Here is a 13302-nt window from a genome sequence, read left to right on the forward strand (position 1 = left end):
AGCACATTCTTGAATAGATATAAAATAGTGACGTTGTAAATGATTTTGTACGTGTGTTCAACTTTAAATATTGAGTGAGTCTCCTCTGGAAGTCACCACCTGGTATCCGACAGATGCCATGCGGCGTTCCAGACAGTGCCGGCATTGTGCCGATTCGTCACCGGTACAGATTTTATTATCGTAGAGAAGATAATCTTTTCGCACTTCTGTCGGTGACAGGTTCGGCATGACAACATTTGCACCTGCAAGGATTCCAAGCTCACGGCCTTTCGGGTGAATGGTTCCAAGCGCGGTCGTAGCCGGAAGCAGGACCTTCGGCAGCATTAGCCGGATCAGGCCAAGCATAAAGAGCGTAAGCTCTAGTGTACCGGCAGGCTGGTCTGCAAATGGCGTATCATGATGCGGAATGAAAGGTCCGATTCCTACCATATGAGGATTAAGTTCCTTTAAGAATAACATATCTTCTGCCAGATATTCTGGTGTCTGATAAGGTGCTCCAACCATAAATCCGGTTCCGACCTGATATCCGATATCTTTCAAATCCCAGAGACACTGCTGTCTGTGAGCAGCACTTAAGATTGGCGGGTGGAGCTTAGCGTAATGTTCAGGATTGTAAGTCTCATGGCGCAAGAGATAACGGTCTGCGCCAGCATCAAAGAATGCCTGATAACTGTCTTTTTTCCACTCTCCAATGGAAAGAGTGATCGCACATTGTGGAAAATGTTCTCGGATTCGTCTGACAATGTGGATAATCCGCTCTTCTGTAAAATATCCATCTTCTCCACCTTGCAGGACAAATGTGCGAAATCCCAGATTATAGCCTTCCTGGCAGCAGCGAAGAATGGTATCCTCGTCCAGACGATACCGGTGTGCTGCTGCATTACTTTTTCGGATACCACAATAGAGGCAATCGTTTCGACAATAGTTTGTAAACTCGATCAGACCACGGACATAAACGTTATGCCCATAGTATTTGTGGCGTTCTTCTCTGGCAAGTTCGAAAAGGTACTCGGAAAGTTCCGGCGTGCGATTCTTAATCAGTTCGGTCCACTCTTCAAGTGAAAGCTCCTGATTTTTATGTAATTTGTCAATAAGTTCCTTCGGTCCGGTCATAGTACCTCCTGCATGTAATTACCATATTTGTAAAAACTGCCACATAGCTGGTGTGGGTTGATAAAGAATGCTTCTGCAACGTTATTTTCCACCATCTTGTAGCAGCATAAAAGTTTATTTCAAAGTCTATTTATTTTTCTGCGCTTCCAGATAATCATTCAACTCAGAATTCAGGATATCTGTAATAAACATATGTCCCGGTGCATGTGTGATTACGATTGGAAGTTTTGCATTTTCGATGGCAGCCTGAGGTGTAACTCCGCATGGCCAGAATACAGGGATTTCACCTTCGTAGATATCAACGGCTTCGCCGTAATCCGGTTTCATGACATCCATAACACCGACTTCTTCCGGATTGCCCATCTGTACCGGAGCACCGTGTACATTTGGCATCTTCACTGTAATATCATAAGCTTTCTGTGCATTTTCCGGAGTCATCGGGCGCATGGAGCATACCATAGGACCGGAAAATGGTCCAACAGGAACGGTTTGGATATTCGTCTTAAACATTGGTACGTTACGTCCCTGGGAAATGTGACGGATTTCGATTCCTTCTTTGATCAATGTCTCTTCAAAAGAGAAAGAGCAGCCAATCAGGAAGCCGACATAGCCTTCTTTCCAATAAGAAGATACGTCAGTCAGTTCTTTTGTAAATACGCCGTTTTCGTAGATACGGTATCTTGGAATATCAGTGCAGATATTACCGCCTTCGCCCATGGCGTGTGTGTCGGGCGTTCCTTTGATGATTTCAAGAATCGGACAAGGAAATGGATTCTTTTTTGCAAATTCTTCGAAATCTGCTGCGTATTCCGGAGGCAGGATTACAAGGTTTGCCTGTGCGTAACCACGGCACATTCCTGCGGTCGGGAAGTCAATAACTCCATCTCGGCAGAGTGCCCGAACCTCTGCTGGTGTTTTGTCTACATAAGGTGTGATGTCAAATGCCATGATGATAGTCTCCTTTCAGTTTTGCAAAATTATTATATCAGCTGGGAGATGACTCCCACCTATAGGTGGTGAGAAACAAGCTGATATCAGTGGTGGGAGTCAATCCCACAGCTGATATAGCCTCCGGCAGGATTGCAGAGGTGCGCAGTAGAAGTATGTCATGCAATTGCATGACGCGCACCTCGCAGCAAGAATGCCGAGGCATTCTTGAAAAGATTCAGCATCTTAATTCTGTTCAGCTATATCTTCTATTGTAACAAAATAAAGACATGGGAGCAATAAAAAGAGGAGATTGATATTTTATAGATATTCTTTTATTTTATTCATTAACAGATGTCAATTTCATGGTAAAATGATAGTGGGACAAGGAATGATTTATGTATTTAAACTTGAAGTTGTAAAGGAGAACGAAGATGTTGGAATGTGATTATATTGTAAAACAGATTGATGGAGATTATGCACATTTGCAGAGAGTAGACCAGCCGGAGGCAGAACTCAAGCTTGTGGCGAGAGCACTACTGCCGGCTGATATATATGAAGGCTGTGAACTGCATTATGCGATGATGCAGTATTCTATGAAGTAGTATTTATCCTCTCAAGGTCGCGACCAGTCTCTTCGGCAGCATCAGAAGGTCCAGTGCATCGGCTATGGAAGTTGTGCAGACATCGCATTCTGAAAGCAACTTTCCGTAGGCCCCTTCGGTACCCATCACTGCGATACTTAAGGCAGCGGCCTGACACATTGGTACGTCATTCCGTCCGTTGCCGATGGCGATACAGTGTTTGGCACCCAGTGAGCTTAGAATACGAAGCTTCTCATCCATGGCGGAACCGGAAGGAAATGTCATAATTTCCAAAGGAAGTCCGTCGCACATGGCAGCCGCAGTGCCGTGAGTGTCTGCGGTCAGTACATAGATTTTAAATGAATCTCCGAGCAGGAGCAGCCGCTCTTTGATTGCAGGTGGAATCAGCCCGTCAACGGCAATGGTTCCGTTGTAGTCAAGGACCAGATAGTCAAGGTCCAGTGTTTTATAGCCTGGAATTTCGATGATCATATAAGTTTCCCCTTACATATATTGAATTTGTTCGCGGGCAAGTTCTGTAGCCGGTGAGTCAAAGAAAGTTTCTTTGTCAGTAACTTCCAGTATCTTTCCCTGATCCATGAAAATAATCTGGTCAGCGATGCGCTTTGCCTGTCCAAGATTATGTGTAACAATGACAAATGTGTACTGACCTTTGAGTTCCATAAGGGTTTCTTCAATTGCGATTGTATTTTTCATATCCAGTGCGGAGCAAGGCTCGTCGAGAAGCAGGATTTCAGGATTTACACAGAGACTTCTGGCAATTGCAAGGCGCTGTTTCTGCCCACCGGATAACTTGAGGGCAGATTTTTTTAACTGATCTTTTACTTCCTCATATAATTTTGCTTTCTTCAGACTTTCTTCTACTTTTTCAGACAGAACTTTTTTATCCCTGATACCATAATATTTTAACACATAAGTCAGATTCTTCTCAATACTGTGTGGAAAAGCAATCGGCTGTTGGAAGACCATGCCGATGCGGCTTCTTAAAGTTTCTTTCGAAATAGATTTGATATCGGCATCACCAAGAGAAATCTTTCCGGTTGTATATCCTTGTTCCTCTTCCACCATACGATTTAAAGTTTTTAAAAATGTTGTCTTTCCGCAGCCGGATTGTCCGACGATGGCAGTAATCTTTTTATCTGGAATCGTCACAGAAATATCATGAAGAATTTCATGCTTTCCATATCCGCAATTTAAATGTTCGATTGTTAACATATTAGTTTCCCTTTCTCATGTAAGTAACAAATTTGCAGATCAGTTGAATGATCAATAGTAAAAGCATCAGTACAAATGCTGTGCCGTAGGCATAGTCCAGAGAGAATCCGTTGTTTACCAAAGTATATAAGTGATATGGCAGGGACATGAACGGATCTGTCAGTTTCGAAGGAACGCCAGCCTGCATCACTGCACCTGTGTACAGAATCGGGGCAACTGCGCCCATTCCGTATGCCATTCCAAGTGCAACTGTTCCGAGAAGTTCAGGGAAGCAGACCGGAAGAATCATTTTTCTAAGAGCATATTCTCTGGAAAGTCCAAGACCGATGGAATTAGTCATATAGGAAATTCCCTTTTCTTCAAAGACTTTGCGAGCGCGGATCGCAACAAATGGCACAATCATGGCAGAGACGCAAAGTGATGCACACAAAAGACTCCGGCTGATGCCAAAACCATAGATCAGGAGTGTGTAACCCACCAGACCAAATAAAATAGACGGGATACCGGACAGTCCTGTGATTGCGAAATTTACAATGCCGGACACATATTTGTTTCTATGGTAAAAAACAAGGTATGCGGAAGCACCGATTCCAAGGATTCCTCCAATCAGTGCGGCAAGTGCACCGAGATAAAGAGATCCCATAAGAGCCGGGAAAATTCCACCGGCAGTCCCGATTGGTACACCGGCAGGCTTGTCCAAAATGAAAGAAAGGCTCATGACAGTTTTTCCCTTCCAGAATACGTACAGGAAGAGGAACAGTGTAACGCCAATGACACTTAGTCCAAGCAAGATCAGAACAATGCGGATCAAATATTTGGATACCTTAGAATTCATGTTTTGCTAACCTCCTCTTCAAAAGATAGCCGATTCCCAGTACGACCAGCAAAATGACCAGTAACACAACATTTGCAACATAAAGTGCGGACAGATGGAGACTGCCGTACTCGATACTTCCCATTTCCAGTGCAGTCAGGGAAGGCAAGGTCTGACCACGACCAAGAAGTTTCGGGAAGATCGGAGAATTTCCAATGACCATCATAACTGCCATAGTTTCGCCAAGTGCACGCCCGAAAGCCATCATAGCTCCGGCAACGATGCCTGGGCGGATTGCCGGAAAAATGATTTTGACCAGAGTTATTTCCCGGGAAAAGCCGAGTGCAAGTGCTGTCAGTTCATATTGTGTACGTGCAACGCGAATAGATTCGTGACAGGTCGAGATAACGAATGGCAGCAGCATGATTGCCAGTACAATCCCGGCAGCGAGAATACATTGTCCGGCTGCCATATGAAATTGTGTGGCAAAACTTTTTACCAGGACAGTAAGTCCGATAAATCCAAAGATCACGGAAGGAATTCCGGCAACCAAGTCGATAAAAGCCAGAAAGACAGCGGCTATTTTTTCTGGAAGATAAAAATTCAGAAAGCATGCGCAGGCAACGCCGAAAATCAGAGCCAGGACTACTGCAATGAACGATACGTATAAAGTTCCTGTAATTGCAGGCAGTAGTCCAAATTGTGGGTTTGCACTGACAGGCCGCCATTCCGTAGAAGGGAGAAACATTTTTATCCCTAGTTCTGAAAAAGCGGGAATGCTTTCTTTTATGATATGGATCAGCATAATAGCCATCAGTGCGCTAACTCCAAACGCAGTGAGGTAAATAAGGAATCTGCTGATTTTATCTGGTAGTTTTCTTAACATAAGATGTCCTTTCTAATTTGTATAGAGAATAGACCTTGGCATATTAAAACGCCTGTGACCGATACCTGTAACATTTTCATTATAAGCTACAATGCGTGTTATGCAAGAGACATTCATATATAAAGAAGAGGGTGTGCATGTGACACACCCTCTTTGGATTGAAATAAAAGTCTTAGTTCATAGGAATGAATCCCATATCTTCTACAGTTTTCTGACCTTCGTCTCCAAGAACTACGTCTAAGAATGCCTGCTGAACAGCTGTAGGTTCACCGGAACCAACTAACAGCAGAGGTCTCTGAATGATGTAAGAACCATTGATGATATTCTCTTTTGTAGGCTCAACACCATTTACTTTCATAGTAACAACTTTTCCGGCATTCTGGTTAGCAACACCGAATGATGCATAACCGATTGCATATGGATTGTCGATGATATCCTGAACAAGTTCACCCATGGAAGAAGCCTGGATAGCATCAGATTTCACTTCTGTATCACCCATGATGTTCTTCTGGAATACTTCGTGGGCACCACCGTTAATGTCACGAGTGATAACTACGACTTCCTCATCTGGAAGAGAAGCATCAAGATCTTTCCATGTTTTATATTCACCGGAGAACAGGCTTACAATCTGCTCTGTAGAAAGGTCATCAATAATTTTAGTTACAGGGTTCTCAGGGTTTACAGCGATTGTAAGAGCATCGATACCAACCTGATATTCTTTCTCGTCTTTGATCGCCTTTTTCTCTTCATCTTTTACACTTCTTGCTACCATACCGAAAGTAGATGTACCATCGATGACAGCTTTTGTTCCTTGTCCGGAACCACCTGCGGAAACATAAATTGCAATATCTTCATCTGGAAGAGAGGAATCATAAGCTTTCCATGTTCCATATGTATCGAAGAAATTCGTTGCGATAGAAGTAATAACCGGTGCCAGTGTAGAAGAACCATTGAACAGAATCTGGTTGCTTTCCCCATCAGCAGATGACTCTGTCTTTGTGTCGTCTTTTGCGTCTGTGGACGCTGATTTGTTAGAGCCGCATCCTACAGCCATGGACATTACCATAGCGGCTGTAAGGAGAATTGATAATACTTTCTTTTTCATTAGAAATACCTCCCGATCACTTTTTAAAGTTTACGTGGATATTATAGCTTGTTTACAAAAACTTTACAAATAGATAAAGTTAATAATAAATATATATTTATAGATAAAATCGATTGAAATGTAGAATTAATAGAAAATATGAGAAAAAATGTTGGATATTCTCAATTAATACATTCTAAAATAAAGAAAAATTAATAAAAAATATAGATGAAGAACTCAAAGCAAGTGTATTTATGACAAGCCGATGAAACGAAATGTGAATAAATTGTTAATACAAATCATGCAGACGAAAAAACAAACAACATACAAGTAACATATGGATAAAAAGGAAAACAGAGTGACTGGTACAAGAAATTATGCTATGATTAGGGACGAAAAAACGTAGATTTACAGAGGTGCGCAGTAGAATTATGTTATACATTTGCATGATATAGCCTCCGGCAAGGCGCACATTGTCCGGTGGACAATGGTTTTGCGCCGACCGAAACGGAGTGTAGACTTGCAGAGGTGCGCAATAGAAGTATGTCATGCAATTGCATGACGCGCACCTCGCAGCAAAAATGTCAGAGTATGCGTAAATGGAGTTGGATTATGGAAGTAGAACATGTAACACATGAATTTAAACCAATTTATAATAAAGAATCTAAAGTTTTGATGCTTGGAACGATGCCATCCCCCAAATCCCGGGAAGTAGGATTTTATTACGGGCATCCAAGAAACCGGTTCTGGAAAGTATTGTCAGATGTATGTGGAGAGGAAGTGCCGGAGACTAAGAAAGATAAAATCACATTTGCCTTGCGCAATCATATCGCAGTATGGGATGTACTGGCAGGCTGTGAGATTCGGGGAGCAAATGACAGCAGCATCCGTAATCCAAAACCAAATGACATGAATCTTATCCTAAAAGAAGCACCAATACAGGCAATCTTTGCAACCGGTCAAAAAGCAGCACAACTGTACAGACGCTATTGCTACAAAGATACGGGTATTGAAATCATCTGCCTGCCTTCCACAAGCCCTGCGAACTGTCGGGTGAGCTACGAAGAACTATATGAGGCTTATTCAGTGATACAAGAATACATTAGATAGGAAAACTTACTAATAAACAGGCTAAGGTAGATTTAGAATTAGGAGTTTGAATATTTATTTTAACAGGAGGAAGCTTATGACACGTGAGCAAAAAGTCAGCACGTTAATACAATATCTGAAACAGGAAAATCAAGGCTATGCCAGTATTCCGGATCCAATCGATGAGGGAGAACAAAGGCGTCTTCTTCGAAGTCTCATGAATGTCCGTTATCCGGGACATGCATCAGCAGAATATGAAAAATTGCAAGATGAACTTTTACAGGAAGAAGCAGAGGAAAAAGGAATCGTGACATGCAACGATATTCCAGTAATCGAGCAGGAATATCCATGTTCAGAGATTAAGAACAGTGACCGCATATCCCTGTGGCGCGGTGACATTACAAGATTAGGCGTAGATGCAATAGTAAATGCAGCGAACAGCCAGCTTCTCGGCTGTTTTGTACCATGTCATGGCTGCATCGACAACGCCATTCACTCGGCGGCAGGAATTCAGCTTCGTAATGAATGTGCAGAAATCATGGCAGAACAAGGACACGAAGAACCGATAGGAAAAGCAAAGATTACAAAAGGCTACAACCTTCCGGCTAAACACGTCATACATACAGTAGGACCAATTGTCGGACTGGCAGTAACAGAAAAACAAAAAGAGCAGCTAAAAGACTGCTATCTCAACTGCCTGAAAGTGGCAGAAAAATCAAGTTTAAAATCCATAGCATTTTGTTGCATCTCAACCGGAGAATTCCATTTTCCCAATAAACTGGCAGCAGAAATCGCAGTAGACACGGTTGACCGGTTTTTAACAAAAACCAGCATCGAACGTGTGATCTTTAACGTGTTCAAAGAGCAAGATTTTAATATATACAAGAAACTTTTTTGTTAGCGGTACCGGGGTTTTTTTGAAAAAACCCCGTCCCCAATTGGATTTTATCTGGAGGTTGTAGATGGATAATTTATTTTTTTGTTTAAATGCGACAGGTCCTATATTCTTAATGATGATCCTGGGACTTTTTTTTCGTCATATAGGCTGGATGGATGAGGAGTTTGCCTCGAAAATGAATAAATTCGTATTTAAAGTGCCGTTGCCGTTATTATTATTCGGGGATCTTGCGACAGTAGATTTTTCGAAAGTCTGGAATGTAAAATTTGTTATATTTTGTTTTATTGTAACCTTGATTTGTATTATAATTTCAGCGGGAATTTCCTGTCTTTGGAAGGATAAGTCTATCCGTGGGGAATTTATTCAGGCTTCTTATCGAAGCAGCGCGGCGCTTCTTGGTATTGCATTTATCCAAAATATTTATGGAAATGCGGGTATGGCGCCAGTCATGATCATCGGCAGTGTTCCGCTTTATAATATTATGGCGGTTGTTGTTCTGTCCTTTTTCAAACCAGGACAGAGCAAGATTGATAAAGAGGTATTAAAGAAAACTTTAAAAGGAATTATTACCAACCCGATTATTATTGGAATTGTGATTGGACTTCTCTGGTCGGCTTGCCGTCTTCCATTTTCCGGAATCCCGGCGAAGACGGTGACAAGTATTGGAAACATGGCAACTCCGATGGGACTTATGGCAATGGGAGCGACCTTTGATATCCACAAAGCTTCCGCGAAAGCCAAACCGTCTATTGTGGCGGCTGTTATGAAGCTTGTCGGATTTGCGGCAGTCTTTCTGCCAATCGCAGCCGGGCTGGGATTTAAGAATGAAGAAATCGTTGCAATCCTTGTTATGCTCGGATCTGCGACGACTGTAAGTAGTTATGTTATGGCAAAAAATATGGGACATGAAGGTGTCCTTACTGCCAGTACAGTAATGCTTACCACTATGTTCAGTGCATTCACATTGACCGGGTGGCTGTATATATTGAAAACTTTAGGAATCGTGTAATAAAGAAGCTTAATTTCTCTCATTATAACGGCGAAGAAGAACGGACAGAAACAATCCCGGCAGGCGGTTCTACCTGCTTAAAACAACTCAAAGAAAATATAGAGTACACCGTAGGAATACACGCAGATGTCACAGAAGATACTCCTATTAAACTGACAACTTATGACGGAGAAGAGAGAGATGCCGAACTATAAAGTAATTGTATAACAGATAATAATAGAAGCGATTGCATAATATATCTACTGAAAAATAACAGATTTCCTATACAGTAGTGGATATCACAATACAAAAGCATCAAAAGGGTCTCAAGAAAGCATGGAGTTATTTTCGAAATTGGTGCGAGCATAGCCTGTGAGATTATGCACTGCCTGAGCCATCAGCGAGTTTGCATAATCTCACAGAGATAAGCGGCGCAGCAACAATAGAAAATCACTCAGCTTTCGAGATCCCCTTTTGATGCGGTCTCTTAAGGTTTTCTGAAAATTCCCTAAAAACCTTGACAAACAGGACTTCTGTGGCTATGATATTTTGTAGTTTCATGGTTGATAAACCAGTTAAATGCGTTGAAAAAGAGGAGTATGCATAGGTCGTTCTGACAGAGAGAGATGCCCATTGGCTGCGAGGCACTCAAGAACAGAGATGCAGAAGGTAGCTTTGGAGCAGGAACGCTGAAGTCACAGTAGGCGGTCCCGGAGTCGTTCCCGTTAAAGAATAGGATGAGATGTATAGAGGAGTTTCTTCTATATAATAAAGGTGGTACCGCGAATCAATCGCCCTTTGTGAGAATAAAGGGCGTTTTTTTTATAATTAAGAAATGCATTTCCTAATTATAAAAAAGCCTCCGGCAGGATGCGCACTGCGGCGTACAATGATGGTACCGCAAGCGACCACCGCAGGCGCCAGAATGTGCTGGGGCACATTCTATATTTTGCCCTGAAATGTGAAAAATGTGTGAAAACATGAACCAGGAAACACGTATTTGAGGAGGAGACTATGAGTCAGAATTTGGAGAAAACTTACAATCCGAAAGAGATTGAAGACAAACTGTACCAGAAGTGGTGCGAAAATAAGTATTTCCACGCAGAAGTGGACAGAAGTAAGAAACCATTTACAATCGTAATGCCGCCACCGAATATTACCGGTAAGCTTCACATGGGACATGCTCTTGACAATACGATGCAGGATATCCTGATCCGCTACAAGAGAATGCAGGGATACAATGCACTGTGGATTCCGGGAACAGACCATGCGGCTATTTCTACAGAAGTAAAGGTTACCAATCAGTTAAAAGACGAAGGTATTGATAAAAAAGAACTTGGCCGTGAGAAATTCTTAGAGAGAACATGGCAGTGGAAAGAAGAATATGGCGGAACTATCACATCACAGCTTAAAAAGATGGGTGTTTCCTGTGACTGGGACAGAGAGCGTTTCACAATGGACGAGGGATGTTCTGAAGCAGTTGAGAAAGTATTCTTGAACCTTCATAAAAAAGGATTCATTTACAGAGGATCCAGAATCATCAACTGGTGTCCGGTATGTAAGACTTCCCTGTCTGATGCCGAGGTAGAGCATGAAGAGCAGGACGGATTCTTCTGGCACATTAAGTACCCAATCGTAGGAACAGACCGTTTCCTTGAGATTGCAACAACACGTCCGGAGACTCTTCTGGGAGATACTGCAATTGCAGTTCACCCGGATGATGAGAGATATAAAGATATCGTTGGAAAGATGTGTAAGCTGCCACTGACAGACCGTGAGATTCCGATTGTTGCAGATTATTATGTAGACAAAGAGTTCGGAACAGGTGCTGTTAAGATCACACCGGCACATGACCCTAACGACTTTGAAGTTGGAAAACGTCACAATCTGCCAGAACTTAACATCATGAATGATGATGCTACGATCAACGAGAAGTATGGTGGAAAATATGCAGGCATGGATCGCTACGAAGCAAGAAAAGCTATGGTAGAGGATCTGAAAGAGCAGGGATATCTTGTAAAAGTTGTTCCACATTCTCATAATGTAGGAACTCACGACAGATGTCATACAACGGTAGAGCCAATGATCAAACAGCAGTGGTTCGTAAAGATGGAAGAGCTTGCAAAACCAGCCATTGAGGCGATCAAGAATGGTGAGCTTAAGTTTGTACCAGAGCGTTTTGATAAGATTTACCTGCACTGGCTTGAGAATATCCGTGACTGGTGCATATCCAGACAAATCTGGTGGGGACATAGAATCCCAGCCTACTACTGCCAGGATTGTGGAGAAGTCGTAGTAGCTTCCGAAGCACCGGAAAAATGCCCACATTGTGGTTGTACACATTTTAAACAGGATGAGGATACGCTGGATACATGGTTCAGTTCTGCGCTTTGGCCATTCTCAACACTTGGCTGGCCACATGAGACGGAGGATCTTGACTACTTCTATCCAACGAATGTACTTGTAACTGGATACGACATCATTTTCTTCTGGGTTATCCGTATGGTATTCTCAGGATATGCACATACAGGAAAGGCACCATTTAACACAGTACTGATTCACGGACTTGTTCGCGATTCTCAGGGACGCAAGATGAGTAAATCACTTGGAAATGGTATCGATCCTCTGGATATTATCGATCAGTACGGCGCAGACGCACTTCGTATGACACTGATTACAGGAAATGCTCCTGGAAATGATATGCGTTTCTACAACGAACGTGTAGAGGCAAGCCGTAATTTTGCAAATAAAGTATGGAATGCTTCCAGATATATTCTTATGAATATGGAAGGAAAAGAGATCACAGAGCCACAGGCAGAGGATCTGGGACCTGCAGACCGCTGGATTTTATCTGCATGCAATAATGTGGTAAAAGATGTAACAGAGAACTTAGATAAGTTCGAGCTTGGAATTGCACTTTCCAAGATTTATGACTTTATCTGGGACGAGTTCTGTGACTGGTACATTGAACTTTCAAAATATGCAATCTACCACGCAGACGAGAATCCGAAGAGTGCGAACGCTGCACTTTGGACATTGAAGAAAGTTCTTGGTGATGCACTGAAGCTTCTTCACCCATACATGCCATTTGTTACAGAGGAAATCTACAGCAAACTGGTTCCAGAAGAAGAGTCACTGATGATGTCAAGCTGGCCGGTATATGAGGAAAAATGGAATGACGCAGAGAATGAAAACATTCTGAACCATTACAAAGAAATCGTAAGAGGTGTTAGAAACGTCCGTTCCGAGATGAATGTTCCAAATTCCAGAAAGGCAACGATCTACGTTGTATGCGAGGACGAGAAGCTGGCGAAAGGTCTTGCAGTATTAAAAGAGTCTGCAATGATGATGGCATCTGCCGGAGACTTCATTGTACAGGCAGACAAGAGCGGTATCGCAGACGATGCAGTGTCTGTAGTAGTTCCGGATGCAACAGTTTATGTGCCGCTTGAGGAGCTGATCGATTTTGAGCAGGAAAAAGAGCGTCTTACAAAAGAAGAGACTCGCCTGAATAAAGAGATTGCACGTTCCAACGGCATGCTGAATAACGAGAAGTTTGTAAGCAAAGCACCGGCTGCAAAGGTACAGGAAGAGCGTGAGAAACTAGAAAAATATGAGCAGATGCTTGCTCAGGTCAAGGAGCGTCTTGCTGGATTACAGAAAAAATAAATGTAAGGGGATAT

The 13302-nt window shown here is 42.5% G+C and carries 12 protein-coding genes and 1 other annotated feature; of the genes, 5 read left to right on the forward strand and 7 right to left on the reverse strand.

Annotation, left to right across the window (positions count from 1 at the left end; genetic code table 11):
- Positions 1-63: 63 nt before the first annotated feature.
- The gene (gene hydE, locus NQ560_RS01520) at positions 64-1113 is read right to left on the reverse strand and encodes a [FeFe] hydrogenase H-cluster radical SAM maturase HydE (RefSeq protein WP_005330405.1); all 1050 of its coding nucleotides are present in this window, start codon (positions 1111-1113) and stop codon (positions 64-66) included.
- A gap of 126 nt (positions 1114-1239) precedes the next feature.
- Entirely contained in the window at positions 1240-2061 is an 822-nt protein-coding gene (locus tag NQ560_RS01525; protein WP_005330406.1) for a putative hydro-lyase, read from the reverse strand.
- 413 nt (positions 2062-2474) lie between these two features.
- On the opposite strand from NQ560_RS01525, the gene NQ560_RS01530 reads away from it, so the two are divergent.
- The gene (locus tag NQ560_RS01530) at positions 2475-2645 is read left to right on the forward strand and encodes a hypothetical protein (protein ID WP_005332490.1); all 171 of its coding nucleotides are present in this window, start codon (positions 2475-2477) and stop codon (positions 2643-2645) included.
- Between the two features lie 3 nt (positions 2646-2648).
- Here the strand turns inward: NQ560_RS01530 and NQ560_RS01535 are convergent, their stop codons facing one another.
- From NQ560_RS01535 to NQ560_RS01555, 5 genes are all read right to left on the reverse strand, one after another.
- Positions 2649-3116, reverse strand: coding sequence for an HAD family hydrolase (locus tag NQ560_RS01535; RefSeq protein WP_005332489.1), 468 nt, complete (start codon positions 3114-3116; stop codon positions 2649-2651).
- Between the two features lie 12 nt (positions 3117-3128).
- Entirely contained in the window at positions 3129-3860 is a 732-nt protein-coding gene (locus tag NQ560_RS01540) for a phosphate ABC transporter ATP-binding protein (protein ID WP_005332487.1), read from the reverse strand.
- A gap of 1 nt (position 3861) precedes the next feature.
- The gene (locus tag NQ560_RS01545) at positions 3862-4695 is read right to left on the reverse strand and encodes an ABC transporter permease (RefSeq protein WP_005332485.1); all 834 of its coding nucleotides are present in this window, start codon (positions 4693-4695) and stop codon (positions 3862-3864) included.
- Complete coding sequence (gene pstC / locus NQ560_RS01550) at positions 4685-5560, reverse strand: phosphate ABC transporter permease subunit PstC (RefSeq protein WP_005332483.1); 876 nt, start codon at positions 5558-5560, stop codon at positions 4685-4687. Before pstC ends, NQ560_RS01545 begins: the two co-directional genes overlap by 11 nt.
- 172 nt (positions 5561-5732) lie before the next feature.
- Positions 5733-6665 (reverse strand): phosphate ABC transporter substrate-binding protein, encoded by a 933-nt coding sequence (locus NQ560_RS01555; protein ID WP_005332482.1) that lies wholly within the window; start codon positions 6663-6665, stop codon positions 5733-5735.
- A gap of 591 nt (positions 6666-7256) precedes the next feature.
- Here NQ560_RS01555 and NQ560_RS01560 point away from each other — a divergent pair.
- The 4 genes from NQ560_RS01560 (at position 7257) to NQ560_RS01575 (ending at position 13288) form a co-directional block, all read left to right on the forward strand.
- Positions 7257-7754, forward strand: a complete 498-nt coding sequence (locus NQ560_RS01560) for a DNA-deoxyinosine glycosylase (RefSeq protein WP_040015426.1) — start codon at positions 7257-7259, stop codon at positions 7752-7754.
- 76 nt (positions 7755-7830) lie between these two features.
- Positions 7831-8634 (forward strand): protein-ADP-ribose hydrolase, encoded by an 804-nt coding sequence (locus tag NQ560_RS01565; RefSeq protein ID WP_005332476.1) that lies wholly within the window; start codon positions 7831-7833, stop codon positions 8632-8634.
- 61 nt (positions 8635-8695) lie between these two features.
- Positions 8696-9640: an AEC family transporter gene (locus NQ560_RS01570; RefSeq protein ID WP_005332474.1), complete on the forward strand. Its 945-nt coding sequence runs from the start codon at positions 8696-8698 to the stop codon at positions 9638-9640.
- A 554-nt stretch (positions 9641-10194) separates the two neighbouring features.
- Positions 10195-10421 (forward strand) — a binding site (T-box leader).
- Between the two features lie 212 nt (positions 10422-10633).
- On the forward strand, positions 10634-13288 hold the full coding sequence (locus NQ560_RS01575; RefSeq protein ID WP_005332470.1) for a valine--tRNA ligase: 2655 nt from the start codon (positions 10634-10636) through the stop codon (positions 13286-13288).
- Positions 13289-13302: the final 14 nt, after the last annotated feature.

The organism is Dorea formicigenerans, assembly GCF_025150245.1.
In the GTDB taxonomy this organism is placed as follows: Bacteria; Bacillota; Clostridia; order Lachnospirales; family Lachnospiraceae; genus Dorea; species Dorea formicigenerans.

Excerpts from the sequence above, each read along its gene's own strand:
- pstC (WP_005332483.1), bottom strand. The coding sequence starts at position 5,560 with ATGTTAAGAAAACTACCAGATAAAATCAGCAGATTCCTTATTTACCTC.
- NQ560_RS01575 (WP_005332470.1), top strand. The coding sequence starts at position 10,634 with ATGAGTCAGAATTTGGAGAAAACTTACAATCCGAAAGAGATTGAAGAC.
- NQ560_RS01565 (WP_005332476.1), top strand. The coding sequence starts at position 7,831 with ATGACACGTGAGCAAAAAGTCAGCACGTTAATACAATATCTGAAACAG.
- NQ560_RS01555 (WP_005332482.1), bottom strand. The coding sequence starts at position 6,665 with ATGAAAAAGAAAGTATTATCAATTCTCCTTACAGCCGCTATGGTAATG.
- NQ560_RS01570 (WP_005332474.1), top strand. The coding sequence starts at position 8,696 with ATGGATAATTTATTTTTTTGTTTAAATGCGACAGGTCCTATATTCTTA.
- NQ560_RS01545 (WP_005332485.1), bottom strand. The coding sequence starts at position 4,695 with ATGAATTCTAAGGTATCCAAATATTTGATCCGCATTGTTCTGATCTTG.
- NQ560_RS01560 (WP_040015426.1), top strand. The coding sequence starts at position 7,257 with ATGGAAGTAGAACATGTAACACATGAATTTAAACCAATTTATAATAAA.
- NQ560_RS01535 (WP_005332489.1), bottom strand. The coding sequence starts at position 3,116 with ATGATCATCGAAATTCCAGGCTATAAAACACTGGACCTTGACTATCTG.
- NQ560_RS01525 (WP_005330406.1), bottom strand. The coding sequence starts at position 2,061 with ATGGCATTTGACATCACACCTTATGTAGACAAAACACCAGCAGAGGTT.
- NQ560_RS01530 (WP_005332490.1), top strand. The coding sequence starts at position 2,475 with ATGTTGGAATGTGATTATATTGTAAAACAGATTGATGGAGATTATGCA.
- hydE (WP_005330405.1), bottom strand. The coding sequence starts at position 1,113 with ATGACCGGACCGAAGGAACTTATTGACAAATTACATAAAAATCAGGAG.
- NQ560_RS01540 (WP_005332487.1), bottom strand. The coding sequence starts at position 3,860 with ATGTTAACAATCGAACATTTAAATTGCGGATATGGAAAGCATGAAATT.